Origin of the sequence: Methylobacterium sp. 092160098-2 (genome assembly GCF_028920805.1) — a bacterium.
GTDB lineage: Bacteria > Pseudomonadota > Alphaproteobacteria > Rhizobiales > Beijerinckiaceae > Methylobacterium > Methylobacterium fujisawaense.
The window spans coordinates 489,278-508,461 of sequence record NZ_JAQPZJ010000003.1 but is presented as its reverse complement, the minus strand read 5'-3'; the positions used below and the strand labels follow the sequence as shown (position 1 = coordinate 508,461).

16 protein-coding genes are annotated in these 19,184 nt (G+C 71.3%); 5 read left to right on the top strand and 11 right to left on the bottom strand.

Features of this window, described 5'->3' with window-relative positions; all coding sequences use genetic code 11:
• Window positions 1–75: 75 nt before the first annotated feature.
• A complete protein-coding gene (locus PQI07_RS34620) occupies window positions 76–1,752 on the top strand; it encodes a methyl-accepting chemotaxis protein (protein ID WP_274929097.1) in 1,677 nt (558 codons plus the stop codon).
• 169 nt (window positions 1,753–1,921) lie between these two features.
• On the opposite strand, the gene PQI07_RS34615 is transcribed toward PQI07_RS34620, so the two are convergent.
• The 8 genes from PQI07_RS34615 to PQI07_RS34580 all read right to left on the bottom strand — a co-directional run bounded on the left by PQI07_RS34615 (window position 1,922) and on the right by PQI07_RS34580 (window position 9,950).
• On the bottom strand, window positions 1,922–2,548 hold the full coding sequence (locus tag PQI07_RS34615) for a DUF4194 domain-containing protein (protein ID WP_043345479.1): 627 nt from the start codon (window positions 2,546–2,548) through the stop codon (window positions 1,922–1,924).
• Complete coding sequence (locus tag PQI07_RS34610; protein ID WP_043345481.1) at window positions 2,541–3,911, bottom strand: Wadjet anti-phage system protein JetA family protein; 1,371 nt, start codon at window positions 3,909–3,911, stop codon at window positions 2,541–2,543. The genes PQI07_RS34615 and PQI07_RS34610 overlap by 8 nt, the downstream gene beginning before the upstream one ends.
• 37 nt (window positions 3,912–3,948) lie before the next feature.
• Window positions 3,949–4,365 carry an FKBP-type peptidyl-prolyl cis-trans isomerase gene (locus PQI07_RS34605; RefSeq protein ID WP_043345483.1) on the bottom strand — a complete coding sequence of 139 codons (417 nt, stop codon included), beginning with the start codon at window positions 4,363–4,365 and terminating at the stop codon, window positions 3,949–3,951.
• A gap of 107 nt (window positions 4,366–4,472) precedes the next feature.
• On the bottom strand, window positions 4,473–6,569 hold the full coding sequence (locus PQI07_RS34600) for a methyl-accepting chemotaxis protein (protein ID WP_274929156.1): 2,097 nt from the start codon (window positions 6,567–6,569) through the stop codon (window positions 4,473–4,475).
• Window positions 6,570–6,889: 320 nt separating this feature from the next.
• Complete coding sequence (gene coaBC, locus PQI07_RS34595) at window positions 6,890–8,113, bottom strand: bifunctional phosphopantothenoylcysteine decarboxylase/phosphopantothenate--cysteine ligase CoaBC (RefSeq protein WP_179698306.1); 1,224 nt, start codon at window positions 8,111–8,113, stop codon at window positions 6,890–6,892.
• Between the two features lie 43 nt (window positions 8,114–8,156).
• Window positions 8,157–8,879 carry a di-trans,poly-cis-decaprenylcistransferase gene (locus tag PQI07_RS34590; RefSeq protein WP_043755924.1) on the bottom strand — a complete coding sequence of 241 codons (723 nt, stop codon included), beginning with the start codon at window positions 8,877–8,879 and terminating at the stop codon, window positions 8,157–8,159.
• A gap of 77 nt (window positions 8,880–8,956) precedes the next feature.
• Entirely contained in the window at window positions 8,957–9,346 is a 390-nt protein-coding gene (locus PQI07_RS34585) for a transcriptional regulator (RefSeq protein ID WP_043345490.1), read from the bottom strand.
• Window positions 9,333–9,950 (bottom strand): hypothetical protein, encoded by a 618-nt coding sequence (locus PQI07_RS34580; RefSeq protein ID WP_043388679.1) that lies wholly within the window; start codon window positions 9,948–9,950, stop codon window positions 9,333–9,335. Before PQI07_RS34580 ends, PQI07_RS34585 begins: the two co-directional genes overlap by 14 nt.
• A 304-nt stretch (window positions 9,951–10,254) precedes the next feature.
• Here PQI07_RS34580 and uvrB point away from each other — a divergent pair, with 304 nt between their 5' ends.
• Window positions 10,255–13,017, top strand: coding sequence for an excinuclease ABC subunit UvrB (uvrB, locus tag PQI07_RS34575; RefSeq protein WP_274929096.1), 2,763 nt, complete (start codon window positions 10,255–10,257; stop codon window positions 13,015–13,017).
• A gap of 15 nt (window positions 13,018–13,032) precedes the next feature.
• Here the strand turns inward: uvrB and PQI07_RS34570 are convergent, their stop codons facing one another.
• On the bottom strand, window positions 13,033–13,245 hold the full coding sequence (locus PQI07_RS34570) for a hypothetical protein (protein WP_043388686.1): 213 nt from the start codon (window positions 13,243–13,245) through the stop codon (window positions 13,033–13,035).
• A 136-nt stretch (window positions 13,246–13,381) separates the two neighbouring features.
• Here PQI07_RS34570 and PQI07_RS34565 point away from each other — a divergent pair, with 136 nt between their 5' ends.
• The 3 genes from PQI07_RS34565 (at window position 13,382) to PQI07_RS34555 (ending at window position 16,217) form a co-directional block, all read left to right on the top strand.
• Window positions 13,382–13,915 carry an ankyrin repeat domain-containing protein gene (locus tag PQI07_RS34565; RefSeq protein WP_043755925.1) on the top strand — a complete coding sequence of 178 codons (534 nt, stop codon included), beginning with the start codon at window positions 13,382–13,384 and terminating at the stop codon, window positions 13,913–13,915.
• 84 nt (window positions 13,916–13,999) lie between these two features.
• Window positions 14,000–15,733 (top strand): pyrroloquinoline quinone-dependent dehydrogenase, encoded by a 1,734-nt coding sequence (locus tag PQI07_RS34560; RefSeq protein WP_236962143.1) that lies wholly within the window; start codon window positions 14,000–14,002, stop codon window positions 15,731–15,733.
• Between the two features lie 52 nt (window positions 15,734–15,785).
• The gene (locus PQI07_RS34555; RefSeq protein WP_051976355.1) at window positions 15,786–16,217 is read left to right on the top strand and encodes an acyl-CoA thioesterase; all 432 of its coding nucleotides are present in this window, start codon (window positions 15,786–15,788) and stop codon (window positions 16,215–16,217) included.
• 593 nt (window positions 16,218–16,810) lie between these two features.
• Here PQI07_RS34555 and PQI07_RS34550 read toward each other — a convergent pair.
• The gene (locus PQI07_RS34550) at window positions 16,811–18,136 is read right to left on the bottom strand and encodes an O-antigen ligase family protein (protein ID WP_043388693.1); all 1,326 of its coding nucleotides are present in this window, start codon (window positions 18,134–18,136) and stop codon (window positions 16,811–16,813) included.
• A gap of 126 nt (window positions 18,137–18,262) precedes the next feature.
• Window positions 18,263–19,165 carry an alpha/beta hydrolase gene (locus PQI07_RS34545; protein WP_043346765.1) on the bottom strand — a complete coding sequence of 301 codons (903 nt, stop codon included), beginning with the start codon at window positions 19,163–19,165 and terminating at the stop codon, window positions 18,263–18,265.
• Window positions 19,166–19,184 lie beyond the last annotated feature (19 nt).

Here is a 19,184-nt window from a genome sequence, read left to right as displayed (position 1 = left end):
TACCTCAGGTTATGACACTATTAGCACAACCTGTTCATGTCCTGCCGGTCTCGTCCGCACGACCGGAACCGACCGATGCGTCTCAGTCTCAAAGCAAAACTCAGCGGCCTCTTCGCCCTCCTGCTCCTGGCGGCGCTGGTTCAGGGCGGCGTGACTCTCTACAAGATGCAGGCGGTCGACCAGCGGCTCGCGGAGCTGATCGACAACGCCGTGCCGTCGATCAACGAGGCCCAGGCGATCAACGCCCTCGTGATGCGCTCGCGACTGTGGCAGTTCCGCTACGTGACGGCGGATACCGAATCGGAGCGCGCGACCAGCCTGAAGAGCGCGGACGAGATGATGCGGAACCGCCAGGCGAAGGCCGAGGCCTACCGCACCCTGGTGGCGTCGAAGGAGGAACAGGCGATCTACGACGACCTGCTCGCCAAGCTCGCGGTGCAGCAGGCCGACTGGACCCGTCTGCGCGCCTTCCCGGCCGATCAGCACGATCAGGCGCTCGCCTATTTCCGCGGGCCGATGAACGCCAACTATCTCGCGGCCTCGACCGCGACCCGCGCTCTGGCCGACCTGAACATCAGGAACGGCGAGGCGGCCGGGCGCACGGCCCGCGACAGCCAAGCGGACGCGGTCCGGACCACCATCGTGAGCCTGCTCGTCAGCTTCGTCATCGCGCTGGGCGCCATGCTGTACGCCTTCACGGGCGTGTCGCGGCCGCTCGCGGGGATGACGCGGTCCATGCGGCGCCTCGCCGACGGCGACACGCAGGCCGAGATCCCCTACGCGGCGCGGCGGGACGAGATCGGCGCCATGTCGGCGACCGTCGCGGTCTTCCGGGAGAACCTGCTGCACGCCCGCGCCCTCGAGGCCGAGACCGCGCAGGCCCGGGCCGGCGCCGAGGCCCAGCGCCGGCAGGCGACGCGCGAACTCGCCGACCGGTTCGAGTCGGCCATCGGCGGTATCGTCGGCTCGGTGACGTCGGCAGCGACGCAGCTCCAATCCACGGCCCAGAGCCTCACCGCGACGGCGACGCAGACGGCCGGCCAGTCGACCAGCGCGGCGGCCGCCGCCGAGGAGGCCTCCAGCAACGTGACCACGGTCGCGGCGGCCGCCGAGGAACTGGGCTCCTCGGTCAACGAGATCGGCCGTCAGGTCGGCTCCTCGGCGGATCTGGCGCAGGCCGCCGTCCGCGAGGCGGCCGCCACGGCCGATCTCGTCCAGGCCCTGAGCACCGGCGCGCGCCGGGTCGGGGAGGTGGTGGACCTGATCTCGGCCATCGCCAGTCAGACCAACCTGCTGGCGCTGAACGCCACGATCGAGGCCGCCCGGGCCGGCGCCGCGGGACGCGGCTTCGCGGTCGTCGCCACCGAGGTGAAGGCGCTGGCCGACCAGACCGCCAAGTCCACGGCCGAGATCTCGGCCCAGATCGCGCAGATCCAGGGCTCGACCGGCCAGGCCGTCCAGGCCATCGACGGCATCGCGGGCCGCATCCGCGAGATCAGCGGCATGGCGACGTCGATCGCCGCCGCGGTGGAGGAGCAGGGCGCGGCCACCCAGGAGATCGTCCGCAACGTCGCCGAGGCGGCGACCGGGACCGAATCCGTCACCGCCAATGTCAGCGGCGTCGCGGGCGCCGCCGAGGAGACCGGGGCGGCCGCCGCGCAGGTCCTGGCTTCGGCCTCCGAGATGGCCCGGCAGGCGGCCCATCTCGGCAGCGAGGTGGAGCACTTCCTGGCGACCGTCCGGGCGGCCTGAGCGCGGTCACGTGGTTTCGGCCGCACGTCGCGGTTGACGTATCTCACTCCGTCATCGCGAGCGCAGCGAAGTGACCCAGGGCAGCGCGACGCCGGCAATCGTGGCGCTGGCTGGATTGCTTCGCTCCGCTCGCAAAGACGGCGCCGAGCTGGTCGACCGGACGACGGAATCAAGCCTCCCCGGCCTCCGACCACGCCCGAAGGCGTTCCATCCAGGCGTCGGAAGCCAGCACCGTCAGCCCCGGCAGGAGCGAGAGCGGGGTGACCCGCTCGACCCGGTCGCGCTCGCCGAGGCGCAGGCCGCCGCGCTTCGCGTAGAGGCGCAGGATGTCGGCGAGCCGCCCCTCCTCGGGAGGCTCATTGCGCGCCACGGTGCGGATCTTCTCGACGATCTCGTCGGTGGTGCAGTCGACGATCCCGTCAGTCCCGGCCCGGTGGTCGCGCAGGCCCTCCTCGTAGAGGAGCCGGAGCGCCAGGAGCACCAGCGTCTCGTCCTTGCGCAGGCGCTCCGAGACGATGTCGTGGCGGGGCGCGTCGGCGGCCGGGCTCAGCGAGACCATCTGGTCGCGATGCGAGACCGTGAGCGCGTAGCCGAGGCAGGCGAAGTAGTCGGTGAAGAACGGGGCGTAGTGCCGGGCGAGCTCGTAGGAGCGGCCGATCCCCTGGGTCTCGGCGTAGATCACCTGCCCCTTCAGAAGCACCTGGAGGGCACGGCTCAGCTCTTCGGCATCCGGCGCCCTTGCACCGGGCGGCGGCGGCTCGTCGCCATCGATGATCGCGCGGAAGCCCTCAAGCATAGGGGCGGCGCTCCAGAAGGAAATCCGGGCAGTCGAGCCAGCCATTGGCCACCCGCTCGGGCAGCCGGGTGACGGCGTAGCGCTCGCCGAGCTTGGCGTCGAACAGCACGTCGATCTCGCGCAGGCGCTGGAACACGATGAAGTCGTCGACGCCCGCGATCACGATCTGCGACCCGCGCAGCCGCACCGCCTTTCCGAGTCGGGCCTCCACGAAGGCGCTCATGCTTTCGGGCGTCACGGTGGTGCGGCGCCGGAACTCCGCCTTGGCGGCCGCGAAGGCGTCGACCACCGGATCGTCCTCGATGTCGGGCAGGGGCTCCATGTCGATCGCGGCCTTGCGGGCCCGCGGCGCCTGGAGATGCGCGTGCCCGATGGGCGGCCGCAGCAGCGAGACGTCGCCCGGCACGTCGGGGGCGATCTCCGACCCGCCGACGGCGCGCAGCATCGCGGCCACGCGCTCGACGCCGCTCGGATCCGGGCGGTCCATCACGTGCAGGGCGGAGGCGATCCGGCGCTCCAGACGCGCCACCACGGCGTCGACGGCATCGAGATGGTTGTCGAGCCCCTCGAACACCGCGAGAATCTGGGCGAGATCCGTCCGGACGGCCCGCTGCGCCGCGTCGAGATCGGCGCTCCGCCCCTCCCGGATGAGGCCCTCGGCCAGGGCCCGGACGGTGAGGGCGTCGCGCAGCGCCCGGCCGGCCTCGCGCACCACGCTGGCGCGGAAGCGGAACGGGTTGAAGCGGGTGTGGAGCGTCCGGTAGTCGCTGATCAGGTGGCGCTCGACGAAATCCTCGAAGAACAGCCGGAAGGTCTTGGCGCGGTCGGGCTCGCGCAGGATGCGCTCCTCGACCTTGCGCATGCCGGCCGCGAGCCCGCGCACGTGCGACAGGAAGGCGGCCGCGCCCCGGGCGGCGTTGGAGAGGGCCTCGGAGCGGTTCGCCGGATCCGACAGGGCGCTCTCGAGGCCACCCAGAACCTCCAGCACGGCCCCGCCGTAGGAGCGGGTCTCGCCCCGTTCCAGCCGGGACAGCTCCTCCAGGAGGAGCCGCGCCTCGGGGTCGAACTCCGCGACGGGGACGTAGCGCTCGCGGCGCTCGATCAGCCAGCCGGTGTCGAGGAGGCGCCGGTAAAGCGCCGTGCGGCGCTCGGTCGGATCGGCGGAGATCGGCTCGTCGCCGCTGACCTCGGGATCGCTCCAGCCGGCGGCGAAGTCGCCGATCTCGGCCAGAAGCTCGGCCTTGCGCACCGGCTCGGCCCCGAGGACGCGCCGGTGCAGATGCAGGAGCAGGGCCGCGTTGAAGCTGCGGCTCGGCGAAGCCAGCGGCTTGAACAGCTCGTCGGACAGCTGCGCGAACAGCATGGTTCTGGAAACTCTCGCCGTCGCGCAGCCGTGCCGCTTACTTCGCGCCGAGGAGTTCGACGTCGAAGATCAGGGTGGCGTTCGGCGGGATCACGCCACCGGCGCCCCGGGCGCCGTAGCCGAGCTGCGGCGGGATGATCAGGGTGCGCTTGCCGCCGGTCTTCATGGTGGCGACGCCCTCGTCCCAGCCCTTGATCACCTGGCCGGCGCCGAGGGGGAAGCTGAAGGGCTGGTTGCGGTCGCGGGACGAATCGAACTTCTTGCCCTTCTTGCCGCCCTCGTCGAGCCAGCCGGTGTACTGGACGGTGACCTGCTGGCCGGCCTTCGGCTCAGGCCCGGTGCCGACGACCTCGTCCTGATACTTGAGGCCGGAGGGCGTGGTCACGGTCTCGGCAGTGGCGGCTGTGGTCATGGCGATCAACGCGGCTCCGAAGAGGGGGGACAGGCGAGGCATGGTTTCTCCCTGGAGCCGGCGCCGTGCGCGCCGGCCGTCGGGAGGCCTTCTATCGCCTCGGACCCGTCCAGGCCAGGGAGCCCGGTCGCCCGAGCCTCCGGGACCGTTCAGGCGGCGCGGACGCTGTCCAGGAACCGGTCGACCTCGGCGGTCAGATGCGCGGACTGGGCCGACAGGGCCGCGGCCGCGGCCAGAACTTCCCCCGCCGCCGCCTCGGTCGCGCTCGAGGCTACGGCCACGCCGGCGATATGGCCGGTGACCGCGGCCGCGCCCTGCGCCGCCTGTCCGACGTTGCGGACGATCTCCTGAGTGGCGGCGCCCTGCTGCTCCACCGCGGCGGCGATCGAGGTCGCCACGCCGTCGATCTCGCGGATCCGGGCCGTGATTGTCCCGATCGCCGCGACGGCCTCGCCCGTCGAGGCCTGAACCCGCCCGATCTGGCCCGAGATCTCGTCCGTGGCGCGGGCGGTCTGAACGGCCAGCGCCTTCACTTCGGCGGCGACGACCGCGAAGCCGCGACCGGCGGCGCCCGCCCGCGCCGCCTCGATCGTGGCGTTCAACGCCAGCAGGTTCGTCTGGCCCGCGATGGTCGCGATCAGCCCGACGACGTCGCCGATCCGCGACACGGCCTCGCTCAGGTCCCGGACCAGCGCGCCGGTCTGATCGGCCTCCGCGACGGCCGCACGCGCGAGATTGGCCGAGCCGTCGACCTGCCGGCCGATTTCCTGCACGGAGGTGCCGAGTTCCTCGGCAGCCGCCGCCACGGTGTTGACGTTGCTCGCCGCCTGCTCGGCGGCGGCGGCGACGGTTGTCGACTGCCCGGCACTCTCGGCCGCGGTCTCCGTCATGCTCCCGGCGGTGGCCTGCAGGGCCGTGGCCGAGGCCGAGACCTGGGCGATGACGCCGCCGACCGCCCGCTCGAAGCGCTCGGCCATCGCGCGCAGTCCGCTGCGGCGCCGCGCCTCGGCGGCCTGCCGGGCCTCTTCGGCCTCGGCTTCGAGGTGACGGGACCGGATCAGGTTGTCCTTGAAGACCTGCACGGCCCGGACCATGGCGCCGATCTCGTTGCGCCGGTCCAGGCTTGGGAGCGCGACGTCGGCATCGCCGGCCGCCAGGGCCTCCATCGTCGCGGTGATCGCCCGGATCGGCCGCAGCACCCCGCGGAAGAGCACGATCAGGGCGAGCGCGACCAGGAGCAGGGTTGCCAGCAGGGCCGCCCCATCGCGCAGCAGGACGCGCCGGGCCGCGCCGGACAGGGTCTCGGCCCGCGCGATCATCTCGTCGAGGCAGACGAAGGCGAGGTCGACGAGGGTGACCTGCTCGGGCGTATCGAGCTTGCGCGCCTGCGCGAGCGTCAGACCCGGCGGCGTGCCGCGGCCCAGCGCGGTCGCCACTGCGGACCGGCGGGCCAGGGACGGGCCCTCGAAATTGTTCTCCCGGGCCCGGCGGAACGCCGCGCGAACCGTCTCGGACATCTCCGAAGCGGCCTCGATGGCCGATCTCCAGGCCGCGTCGAGACGTCCCCGCTCCTCGGCGGCCGCCACGGTCTCGTCCAGCGTCCAGGCCGTCCCGGCTGCCAGGGACGTCTGCACGCGCAGGGCGACGGCTCCGTTGGCCATGCGCGTCGACCAGGCCGCCCGCTTGAGGGCGAGGTCGCGTCGGAGGATGCCGTCGGACAGCGGGATCGCGGCATCCACGGCATCGCTCGTGGCGATCAGGGCATCGAGCATCTCCTGGAAGTCGGCCTTCGCCTCGGTCGTCACCGCGCCATCCCGCTGGGATCCCGACAGCTTCAGGGCCGCGTCGACCCGCGGCCGGAGGCGTTCGACGCGTCCGCCGGCAGCCCGCAGGGGGCCGAGGGTCGCAGTCACGGCGGGGAGACCCAGCCCGTCGAGGAGGGGCTGTGCTTCGGCCAGCCCGGCGATCACCCGCTGCCGGTCCGCGTAGAGCGACGCGCGGGTCTCGGCCTCGACGGGCTCGGCGGCGGCGAGGAATTGCAGCGTCGCCCCCCGTTCGAACCGGGCCACGTTCAGGGTCTGGAGAAGGGCGCGGCTCGCCCGCACCAGGGTGATGACCTGCTCGGCCTCCGCCGCCTGCTCCTGCGCCTCCCGCACGGCGCCCGTCGCGAAGGCCAGCATGATCGTCGCCATGGCGACGAGGACGAGACACATGGTCGTCCGGATCGACAGGTCCCGCACCCGCATCATGCTTCACCTCCGACGGCCCGACAGATCGAGCGTATCGCAGGATCATAACAAGTTTTTCTCAGGCACAATCAAAAAATCTGATGTATTTCTATGGTCATTCGACCGCGTATAGACTCATTCGAAATGTGATTTGAGGGAATTTCCGGCATTTACCGAATGACACCGCGAATAATCGCGAAAAGCGTCTCTTCCAAAATACAAATATCTCAGGACCGTCTCTCACCCGTCTGCGCGCGATCGACGTCGCCGCCGGGGCGCGCGGGCCGACAAAGCACCTTCGCGGGGCAGGGAGGCGGGCTCGCAGGGGCCCCGTCGCGTCAGCCGGCCAGAAGCCCCGCGACATGGGCCACGAGCCGCCGGGCGACTTCCTCCTTGCCGAGGCGCGGCCAGGTTTCCACCGCACCGTCCCGTCGGATCAGGTGAACCGTATTGTCGGTACCGCCCATGACGCCGCCCTCGGCCGACACGTCGTTGGCCACGATCAGGTCGCAGCCCTTCCGGGCAATCTTCGCCCGGGCGTGCTCGACGACCGTGTCGGTCTCGGCGGCGAACCCGACCACGAGGGGCGGGCGTCCCACCGGCAGGCGCGCGATCGTGGCGAGGATGTCGGGATTCTCCACCAGCGGCATCGGCGCCGGGCCGGTGCCGTCCTTCTTGATCTTCTTGCTGCCGGCCTCCTGCTCCGGACGCCAGTCGGCGACCGCGGCGGCGAAGACCGCGATGTCGGCTGGCAGCGCCGCCTCGACGGCTTCCAGCATCTGCCGGGCGGTCTCGACCCGGACGACGGCGACGCCCGGCGGATCGGGGAGCGCCACGGGCCCGGAGACCAGGGTCACGGCGGCACCGGCCGCAGCGGCGGCCGCCGCGATGGCGTGGCCCTGGCGGCCGGAGGAGCGGTTGGCGATGTAGCGGACCGGATCGATCGGCTCGTGGGTGGGACCGGAGGTCACGAGCACGCGCCGACCGGCCAGGGGCCTGTCCCCGGCCTGCTGGCCGAGCATCCGCTCCAGCGCATCGGCGATCTCGTTGGGCTCGGCCATGCGGCCGGGGCCGGATTCGGGCTCCGCCATCCGGCCGGCATTCGGCCCCACGATCCGGACGCCGTCGCCCTCCAGGACCGCGCGGTTCCGGCGGGTGGCCGGATGCGCCCACATCTGGACGTTCATGGCCGGCGCGATCAGGATCGGAAGGGTCGTCGCCAGCAGGACCGTGGTCGCGAGGTCGGCCGCGTGGCCGCCGGCCATGCGGGCCATCAGGTTGGCGGTCGCGGGCGCCACCACCACGGCATCCGCCTGACGGGCGAGCTTGATGTGGCCGATCTCGGCCTCGGAAGCCCGGTCGAACAGGTCGGTATGGGCCCGCTCGCCGGCGAGCGCGGCGGCGGCAAGGGGCGTCACGAATTCCTGCGCCCCCGCGGTCAGCACCGGGCAGACGCTGGCGCCGCGCTCGCGCAGGCGCCGGATCAGGTCGAGGGCCTTGTAGGCCGCGATGCCGCCGCCGATGACGAGGAGGACGCGGCGCTGGGCGAGGGTCTCGGTCATGCCGACGACCCTCTGCGCGCCGGTGCGCGCCCGTCAAGCGGCCTCAGGCCGCGGCCGAGACTGCCGGAGCCTTCAGCCCGCCGAACCGGCGCTCGCGGCGGCCGAACTCGGCGACCGCCTCGGCCAGGTCCTCGGGACCGAACTCGGGCCACATCCGCTCTGTGAAGTGCAACTCGGCATAGGCCGCCTCCCACAGCATGAAGTCGGAGAGACGCCGCTCGCCGCCGGTGCGGATCAGCAGGTCGACATCGACGGGAGAGCCGTGCATCGGGCCGGCCACCAACTTGCCGAAGCTCTCGCGGGTCGGATCTTCGCCCTGGAGGCGCTGCGCCGCGGCGATGATCGCGTCGCGGGCCGAGTAGTCGACGCAGATCCGGAGATGCAGCCGGGTCCCCGCCGCCGTGGCGGCTTCCGCCGCGGCGATCGCCTCGGGGATGCCGTCCGGCAGACGGTCGCGCCGACCGACGACGCTGAGGCGCGTGCCGGTCCGGGCGAGGCGCTGGGTCTCGTTGCGCAGGTAGGAGCGCAGGAGCCGCATCAGGCCGCCGACCTCTTCGGCGGGGCGCTGCCAGTTATCCGCCGAGAAGGCGTAGAGCGTGAGCGTGCCGATGCCGAGATCCGGACAGGCCTCGGCGGTGCGCCGGATCGACTCCACGCCGCGGTGGTGGCCGGCCAGCCGCGGCAGGCCGCGCTGCGTGGCCCAGCGCCCGTTACCGTCCATGATGATCGCGGCGTGCAGGGGACCCGGCACCGCTTCGCTTTGCATCGTAAAGTCTCCCGGCATGGGCGTGGCGTTCAGGTCTATCGAGACGGGATTAACATTCCCGGCGGGACGGGGCGGTCTCACGCCGTTTTCGTGGCCGGATCGAGGCCGCGGACACCGGATTCGGGGCCGCGCTCGGCGGCCTGCGCGGCGTCGCGCACCACCTGCTCGAGCACGCCGAGATAGCCGATGAAGCGCTGGCGCCCGGTGACGGTGAGGCGGCAGACTGTCTGCGACCGGTTGTGCGCGAAGCCCTTCTCGAGGCTCACCAGATCGGCCTCGCTCAGCACGGCGAGGTGGCGGCTCAGGTTGCCGTCGGTGAGCCCGCACAGGCGCTTGAGATCCGGGAAGGGCAGGCCCTTCGGATGCGCCACCAGGGAGGTCAGCACGCTGAGGCGCGCCCGCTCGTGGATGATCCTGTCGAGCCCCTCGTAGGAAAAGCGCCCGTCGGAACGGTCAGCGGTCGTCATCGAAGGCCCGGGCCGCGTGATGGATGATCCCGGCCAGCCACGCTTGACCGAGCAGGAAGGGCAGGCCCATCGTCCAGGGGGACAGGGCCCGGGTCTCGGCCGAGACCGCCAGCACGGCGAGCCCGGCGAGCAGGTACCAGGCGCCGACGCCCTGGACAGCCCGCGGCAGGATCCGGGACGAGGCGAACAGGCCGAGGCCGACCAGCACCTGCCAGAGACCCGGCAGCATCCAGACCTCGTCGGGTGCGAAGCGGGCGACGACCAGGGCGAGGCAGGCCCCCGCGCCCGCGGCCGGCAGGAACACCTCGATGGCGTTCCAAACCATGGCGTCGGCGAGGCCGGAATGCAGGCGCCGGCTGCGCCGGACCGCCTCGACGCCGATCATCATGAAAGCCGCGAGGGCCGCCGCGATCCAGAGGCCGAAGAACAGGCCCGGCCGCGCCGCGGGATCGCCGAGCCACAGGGCCTGCCCCGCCGCGCAGGCCAGCGCGAGGAAGCCGGTGCCGGCGACCGTCGCCGCCCCCAAACCCTGGAACGCCGTGTCGCGGGCGATCTGCGAGCGGATCGCCACGATGTCGGCCAGCGCCTTGTCCAGGTCCTGCATGTGCCTCAAGCCCCCGGCTGCAGCATGCTTCGCACCGCGCTTTGCATCGCAAAGTATCGATAGGATGGGCTTTCCGCAAGCCGCTTGGCCCGCCCCGCGGATGCGGATCTTCTCAGCATCCGAGCCCGAGGTCGAGATCGGCACGCCGTGAATTCTACTTAATGGCTGTATTCGCTACGCCTTCTCCAGTGGAAAGGGGTCTCGCCCACCCGCCGGTCCGAGGCGCGGGCGGCCTCCCACGGAAGTTGTCAAACTGCACCCGTGCAGGGTTCCTCGGAGCGGGGTCCAGGCCCATATTGTTCTCATGCCAGCACCGAAGAAACCGCGCGCCGCTTCCGTTTCGGCGTCGTCCGCCAAGGCGTCGAAGCCCGAGCTCAAGCCGCTCGACACCTATCTGGCCGAGCTCCTGAACCCGGCGCTCAACCGGAACCGGCCGGCCGCCGTCGAGCCGCCCCCCGAGCCGCCCGCGCGGCCGGGCAAGCCGAAAGGACGAGCCGGCAAGGACGGCACCAAGGCCGCCGCGCGCCGGGGCGCGATCGCCCGCGACGGCTTCGCGGAGGCTCCGCAGGCCGGCTACGCCCTCGGCGACGCGGCCGATGTCGATCCGCGCCTCGCCCAAGCGCTCGGCCTGACGCCGCCGGAGGACGGTCCGGTGCCCGAGGGCGCCGACCTGCCGGATCCCGGCGGCGACGGCGGCGCCTCCGCGACGGTGTCGGCCCTGGAGCGGCTGCTCACCGAGGGCAACCCGCTGTTCAAGGACGGCCAGACCTGGGTCCCGCACCGCCCGGAGCGACCGAAGAAATCCGAGGGCGGCGTCCGGTTCACGCTAAAATCCGAGTTCAAGCCCGCCGGTGACCAGCCGAAAGCGATCGCCGAACTCGTCGGCGGCGTGCAGGGACTCGAGCGCGATCAGGTGCTGCTCGGCGTCACCGGCTCGGGCAAGACCTTCACGATGGCCAAGATCATCGAGGAGACCCAGCGCCCGGCCCTGATCCTGGCGCCCAACAAAACGCTGGCCGCGCAACTCTACGGGGAGTTCAAGGCGTTCTTCCCGGACAACGCCGTCGAGTACTTCGTCTCCTACTACGACTATTACCAGCCCGAGGCCTACGTCCCGCGCTCCGACACGTTCATCGAGAAGGAATCCTCGATCAACGAGCAGATCGACCGGATGCGCCACGCCGCCACCCGCGCCCTGCTGGAGCGCGACGACGTCATCATCGTCGCCTCGGTCTCGTGCATCTACGGCATCGGCTCGGTCGAGACCTACACGGCGATGTCCTTCACTGTGTCGCTCGGCGAGCGGATCGAGCAGCGCCAGCTCATCGCCGACCTCGTGGCCCTGCAGTACAAGCGGATCCAGTCGGATTTCGCCCGCGGCACCTTCCGGGTGCGCGGCGATTCCATCGAGCTGTGGCCCGCCCACTTGGAAGATCGCGGCTGGCGCATCGGCCTGTTCGGCGACGAGGTCGAGAGCATCGTCGAGTTCGATCCGCTCACCGGCAAGACGATCTCCGAACTGAAGTTCGTGAAGGTCTACGCCAACTCGCACTACGTCACGCCGCGCCCGACGCTGCAGCAGGCGATCAAGGGCATCAAGAACGAGCTGAACGGCCGGATCGAGGAATTGACCAAGATGGGCCGCCTCATCGAGGCGCAGCGCATCGACCAGCGCTGCACCTTCGACATCGAGATGATCGAGGCCACCGGCGCCTGCAACGGCATCGAGAACTATTCCCGCTACCTCACCGGCCGGAAGCCCGGCGAGCCGCCGCCGACCCTGTTCGAGTACCTCCCCGACAACGCCCTGGTCTTCACCGACGAGAGCCACGTCACGGTGCCGCAGATCGGCGGCATGTACCGGGGCGACTTCCGCCGGAAGGCGACGCTCGCCGAATACGGCTTCCGGCTGCCCTCCTGCCTCGACAACCGCCCCCTGCGCTTCGAGGAATGGGACGCGATGCGCCCGCAGACGGTCCACGTCTCGGCGACGCCCGGCAAGTGGGAGATGGAGCAGACGGGGGGCGTCTTCGCCGAGCAGGTGATCCGCCCGACGGGGCTCGTCGATCCGGTGATCGAGATCCGCCCGGCCCGCAGCCAGGTGGACGACCTGCTGGGCGAGGTCCGCGAAGTCGCGCAGGCTGGCTACCGGACCCTCGTGACCACGCTCACCAAGCGCATGGCCGAGGACCTCACCGAGTATCTCCACGAGAACAGCGTGCGGGTGCGCTACATGCACTCCGACATCGACACGCTGGAGCGCATCGAGATCATCCGCGACCTGCGGCTCGGCGCCTTCGACGTGCTGATCGGCATCAACCTGCTGCGCGAGGGCCTCGACATCCCGGAATGCGCCCTGGTGGCGATCCTCGACGCCGACAAGGAAGGCTTCCTCCGGTCGGAGACCTCGCTGATCCAGACCATCGGCCGCGCCGCCCGCAACGCCGACGCGCGCTGCATCCTGTACGCGGACAACATCACCGGCTCGATGGAGCGGGCGATGGCCGAGACCGAGCGGCGCCGCACCAAGCAGCTCGCCTACAACGAAGAGCACGGGATCACGCCGCAGAGCGTGAAGCGCGGCATCGCCGACATCCTCAGCAGCGTGTTCGAGCGCGACCACGTCCAGGTCGATACCGGGCTGGCCAAGGACGCGATCACGGTGGGCCACAACCTCAAGGCTGTGATGGCGGATCTGGAGAAGCGCATGCGCGCCGCCGCCGCCGATCTCGACTTCGAGGAGGCAGCCCGCCTGCGCGACGAGCTGAAGCGGCTCCAGGCCACCGAGCTTCTGGTCTCGGACGACCCGATGGCACGACAGAGCGACGTGGAGCGCGAGGCCGGGAAGTTCGGCCGGAAGGCGCCGCGCGGGGCAGGGGGCCCAGGCGGAGGCGGCAGCCGCATCGCCAAGCCCGACCTCGACAATATGGGCCCCGGCACGGACCGGGAGCTTCCGGTGGGCGGCCTCGCGCCGGCCTGGCAGGAGCGGCCGAAGCCGCGCTCGACGCAGGGGCTCGGCGGGCAGAAGCCCAAATACAAGGGCGGCGGCGGACGGCGGCGGGGCTGACCGGCCGCCGCTGGCTCAGGCGGCCTCGTGATCCCGGCCATGCGCCGTCGCGGCCTCGCCGGCATCGACGATGGCCTGGGCGATCCGGACGGCGAGGGCGTTGCAGGCCTCGTCGTAGGCGTGGGGATCGGCCTGTACGGCCGCCTGTGCGACCGCGCCTGCGCGCTCCCGGACGATGTCGCGCGCGGTGCGCAAGGCGTCGGCGAAGGGCTCGAAGGGTCGGGGCATCGGCGCGCTCCGGAAGCGTCGGGCCTTTGGCCCGGATTGGCGGCTGGAACGAGCAGCGCCCCGAAACTGTTCCCGCCGCCGCTGGACGTGGACGCCGGACCGGCCCAGATCAGCGGCCAGAAGAGACGAGCACGCGATGGCCTCAGAGACGAACACGCCCCCGACCCTCGATGACGAGACCCTGGCCTTCGCCGCCCGCGTCTTCCAGTACGCGCGGATGGGCCATGCGGAGGATCTCGCCGACCTGTTCGGGCAGGGGCTGCCGGCGAACCTGCGCAACGACAAGGGCGACAGCCTGCTGATGCTGGCCGCCTATAACGGCCAGGCGGACGCCACGCGGGTGATCCTGGAGGCCGGCGGCGACCCGGAACTCGCCAATGACCGTGGCCAGACGCCCCTCGCCGGCGCGGCCTTCAAGAACGATCTCGCGATCGCGCAGCTCCTGCTCCAGCACGGGGCCAGGGTGGACGGGACCGGCGACGGCACCCGCACGGCCCTGATGACGGCGGCGATGTTCGACCGCACCGAGATGGTCGACCTGCTCCTCCGCCACGGCGCCGACCCGGACCGGCGCGACGCCTCCGGACAGAGCGCCGCCGACATGGCCCGGGCAATGGGTGCCCAGGCGACGCCGGCGCAGCTCGACGGGGCGCCCCGGAGGCAGGCTTAGGCTCACACTCAGAAACGGATCCAGGCGGGCGCGACTGTCGCCGCACAAGGGAGCACAGCTTTGGCGCGATGGATTGGGGCGGTCCTGCTGGCCTGCTTTGCGGGACCGGCGTCCCTCGGGTCGAGCTCCGCCGCTGAATCGCCCTGGCCGGCCTTCGGACACGATCCGAGCAACCGCAACTTCTCCGACCTGACCCAGATCGATCGCGACACTGTCGGTCGGCTGCGCCCCGCCTGGATCTTCCAGACCGGAATCACCGGATACTTCCAGGCCCAGCCCGTGATGGTGGACGGCACCCTCTTCGTCTCCACGACGCAGAACAACGTCGCGGCCCTCGACGCGAAGACCGGCAAGCCCGTCTGGACCTACACCCACAAGCCGCGCACCGAGAAGATCTTCGGACCGCCCTCGAACCGCGGGGTGGCGGTGTCGGGGGGTCTCGTCTTCGAGGCGACCATGGACGGGCGGCTGATCGCCCTCGACGCGAAGACCGGCAGGATCGTCTGGGACAAGGAGGCGGTCCGCCCCGAGGAGGGCGAGAGCGAGACCGCCTCGGGCCTCGCCGCGACGCTCGGCGGCAAGCCCGTCCAGGGCTCGAGCCGCCTCGGCTTCAAGATGCCGCCGTTGGTTGCCGACGGGCTCGTGATCGTCGGCGTCACCGGCGCCGGATACGGCCTCCACATCGAGGACGAGGCGGGCGGCCTCGATGGCGGCGCCGTCGTCGGCATCGAGGGCGGGTACGGGCGACGCGGCTGGCTCGCGGCCTACGACGCGAAGACCGGCGAGGAACGCTGGCGCTGGTACGTCACGCCGTCCGAGGGTTGGGAGGGGGGCTTCGTCGCCCAGACCGCCGACGGCACGCCGCTCCACCGGGACATCGCCGCCGAGAAGGCCGCCGCTCCGGCCAACCGCGACGCTTGGCGCGTCGGCGGCGGCTCCCTCTGGATGACGCCGGCCTATGATCCGGATCTCGGCCTGATCTTCCTCGGCACCGGCAACCCGGCCCCGCAGAATTTCGGCCTCTCGCGTCCGGGCGACAATCTCTACACGATGTGCCTCGTGGCCCTCGACGTGAAGACCGGCGCGCTGCGCTGGTACTACCAGCAGGTGCCGCACGACGAATGGGGCTACGACGTCGCCGCGCCGCCCTTCCTGCTCGACATGCCCGATGGCGCGAAGGCGGTGGCTTCGGCAAGCAAGACCGGCTGGATCTACGTCCACGACCGCGCCACGGGGACGCTCCTGGCGCGGTCCGCGCCGCTCGTCGATCAGAAGAACCTGTTCGCGCCGCCGACGCCGCAGGGCACCGTGGTGGCGCCCGGTCCCCTCGGCGCGGTCTCGTGGCCGCCCACCGCCTATGACGGCCGGCGCGCCTACGTTCAGGTCCGCCACGGGGCGACGACCTACACGGTGAAGACCGTTCCGGCGGCCGCCGGGCGTCCGGAGATCCGCTACACGGAGACGGGCGAGGCGAAGGGCGAGGCGTCCTTCAGCACGCTGACGGCGGTCGACCTCGTGGATGGCGGCAGGATCGCCTGGTCGGTCCGCAGCGGGAGCCGTCTCTCCGGAGGGACCCTGGCGACGGCCGGCGGCCTCGTCTTCTCGGGAGAGGAGGACGGCCATCTCGACGCCCACGATGCGAAGGACGGCCGGATTCTCTGGCGCTTCCAGTGCGGGGCCGGCATCAGCGGCCCGGCGATGACCTACGCGCTGGACGGCAAGCAATACCTCGCGGTGGCGGCGGGCGGCGCCTCCTTCACCAAGGCATCCGGGTTCGGCACCGGCGACGCATTGCTGGTCTTCGCGCTGCCCGATTGACCGCGACCGAGCTTGGCCGGATGTCTCCCGTCCGTTCGGGGGACGGATGGCCATGGCGGACCTGTGCGAGGACATCGGGGGCGGGGCGACGGTCCAGCCGACGGATCGCGGTCCGCCGGTCATCCGCACCATCGCGATGCCCGCCGACACCAATCCCGCCGGCGACATCTTCGGCGGCTGGCTCATGGCACAGATGGATCTCGCGGCCGGCAACGTCGCGGCCCGTCGGGCACGGGGCCGGTGCGCCACCCTCGCGGTCGACGCGATCACCTTCCACCACCCTGTCTTCGTGGGCGACGAGGTGAGCCTCTATGCGTGGCTCCTGAAGGTCGGGCGCTCCTCCCTGCGCATCCAGGTCGAGGTCTGGCGGCGCGAACGGGCGAGCGAGGTCACCATGAAGGTGACCGAGGCGACCTTCACCTTCGTGGCGATCGGCGAGGACCGGCGCCCGCGGCCGGTGCCGCCGGCCGAATCCGGGCTCTGATCCGGTTTCGAGGACGGGATCGGGGCGACCTTCAGCGACGCGGCGCGATCCTCGGCGCCTGAGGGGACCGGCGCGGATCCGGACCGGTGGCGTGCGCCCGAGGGTCAGCATTCTATGCGCGCGGGCGGTTTTGCCGATCCGGGACCGTATCGGATCGGTGCCGGACGGCCGCAGCCCTGTCATCGCGGGCCGTGAGACCGTGGCGACCGTTGAAGCGCCGGGAAACATGCGCCTCGGTGGCGAAGCCGCACCGATACGCGAAGGCGCCGATCGACATGTGGAGGCAGGCCGGGTCGGATCGACGTCCCTCTCCGGGCGCGAGAGAGGCAGTTCCAGGAACCGTCCGGGCTGTCGGCGTCCGACGCGACGCCGCCAGCCCGTCGATCCGGCAGGATGATCCCGCCCGGAGCCTGAACCGAGCGCCGGTCGGCAGGGCGAGCCACATCCATCCTGCGCCGATCCCGCAGGGCGGTCGCCAAGCGGCTGCATCTCGGTCGCGAGGACGGCATTCCGCGCGCGTCCCGCGTCCGGCGGCGATACGCGTGGGATGGCCAAGCGCCGAGGGTCGGGGACGATCGGGCGGCGGATCCGCCTCAGCGCGCCAGGACGGCGTAGCGGGTGCGCAGGCGCAGGCCGAACACCGCCATCATGAACATGCAGCAGGTGGCGTTGTTACCGTTGTAGAGCACCGTCTCGAAGGAGGCCGAGACCAGCCCGAGAAACCACAGCCGCAGGAACAGCATGGTCTCCGCGTCGAGGCGCATTCCGCCGGCCACGCGCTGCAGGTCGCGCACCGGGGCGAGGACGAAGGCCACCACGGTGAGCGCGAGGAACGGCAGGCCGCCGATCAGCGCGGTGTCGAGATAGGCGTTGTGGGCATGGTCGACGGTGGTGACCCAGGTCAGCTCCTCGGAGCCGGCGTACATGGTGCGTTCGGTCATCCAGAAGGCGCCGATGCCCCAGCCGCGCCAGGGCCGGATCATGATGTTGTCGATGGCGAACTGCCAGATCTCGCTGCGGCCCGTGAAGGTCGCGTCGGTGAGCAGCGCCCCCACTGCGTCCTGGATCGGCGGCGCGAGCACGGAGCCGATGGAGATCAGCGAGAACCCGATCACGGGGCCGAGGAGCAGCAGGCGCCGCAGGAACCCGCCGGTGAGGACCTGGCACAGGCCGGTGACGGCGAGGATCACCGGAAGGAGCAGGATCGCGGTCTTCGAGCCGCTCGCCACCAGGAAGCCGGCCGCCAGGAGCACGATCGCCCAGCCGAGCAGACGGCTCGCGACGGTGGCGACGTAGAGGCCGACGATCACCAGGATCACCATGGCTGCCCCGGCCTCGTTCTTCTGCGGGAAGATTCCGCGCCAGAGACCGGGATGGCTGGGATCGGAATTGACGTCGAAGGCCGAGTGGATCGCGAGATTGGGCACGAGGGCGACCGCGAGGTAGGAGCCGAGCACGATCACCAGGGCGGATCCGGCCATGGTCAGCGCCAACTGCCGGGGGGATCGGGCCACGATCAGCACGCCTGCCGAGAGCATCGCCGCGATGGCGAACAGGACGAGCCGCCGCAGCGACAGGCTGGGCTCGATCGACAGGAGCGCCGTCGCCCCGAGCCAGACGGCACAGAGGACGAGGGGGCGCGTCAGCAGCGGATGAAGGTGCCGGACTCCGATCCGGTGGATCGCCGCGGCCATGGCGGCACCGGCGCCGAGAAACAGGACCTGCGTCAGCAGGCTTCCATCCTCGGAGGCCGCGAGCATCGACCGATCCGACAGATCCTTCAGCCAGACGTGGTTCCAGAGCAGGACGAAGACGAACCCGTTCAGAAGCACGCGCAGCACGTCGGGCATGTCCCGGCCCGCGACGCCGCGCTGCCGCCCGTCGGCCGGGATCCCGATCGCCGCGTCCGCAGAAGCCATGCCGTCCCACCGCGAGGCCGCGCCGTGCGGCCGAGACCATTCTAGCGGCCCGCGGGTCCGGCGCGATGGAAAATCAGACGTTCCGGCCGACGATCGCGCGATAACCTTGACGTAAGCCCGAAGCGATCAGCGCCGCATCGTGTACTGCGAGCGGCCGGCGGATTGCCGCATCAGGAACGAGGCCATCTCGGCGAGTTCCGGGGCCTTGGAGCGGAAGGTGACGGACAGCGCCAGCAACGTGTCCTTGTGATCGAGCCCCGCATAGATCCGCTCCTGGACCGGGACGTGCTCGGCCCGCAGCTTGGCGGCGAGGCTGACCGTGTGCCGCGGCTTCACCACCGTGTCGGCGTCGCCGGTCGCCAGGAAGGCGGGGGGCGAGAGCGGGCCCGCGAAGGCCACCGGCTGCGTTGCCTCCGGATCGGGAGCCTTCCCGAACACCTTCACGGTGGTGTCCTGATCGAACGGCAGGAAATCGTAGGGTCCGGACAGGCCCGCGACCGCCTTGATGACCTTGGGATCGATTCCGGCCGCGATCACGTAGCGCGGGTCGAGGCCGAGCATCACCGCGTTGTAGGCCCCGGCCGAGTGGCCGGCGAGGACGATCCGGCGCGGATCGCCGCCATAGCCCGCGATGTTGTCGCGCACCCAGGCGATGGCCGCCGCGCCATCCTCCAGGAAGCCGGGAAACGGCGCCTCCGGGTAGAGCCGGTAGTCGGGCAGCACCGTGACGAAGCCCTGCGCGGCGAGCGCGTGCCCGACGAAGGCGTAATCGTCCTTGGAGCCGCTCTGCCAGGAGCCGCCGTAGAAGAACACGAGGACCGGCGCATTCTCGGCGGCCGCCGTCGGGACGTAGACATCGAGGTGCCGCCGCGGCCCTTCGCCGAAGGGCTGGTCCTTCGCGGCGAGGCGCCCCCCCGGATCGCGCGGGCCGATCGCGTCGAACAGGGCGAGCGGCGAGGCAGCGGTGAAGCCGAACGCGGCGAGCCCGAGACAGAGGAGGCTAGCAAACGCGGTGAGGAGGCGTGTCATATCCCATCCGGTTATCCCG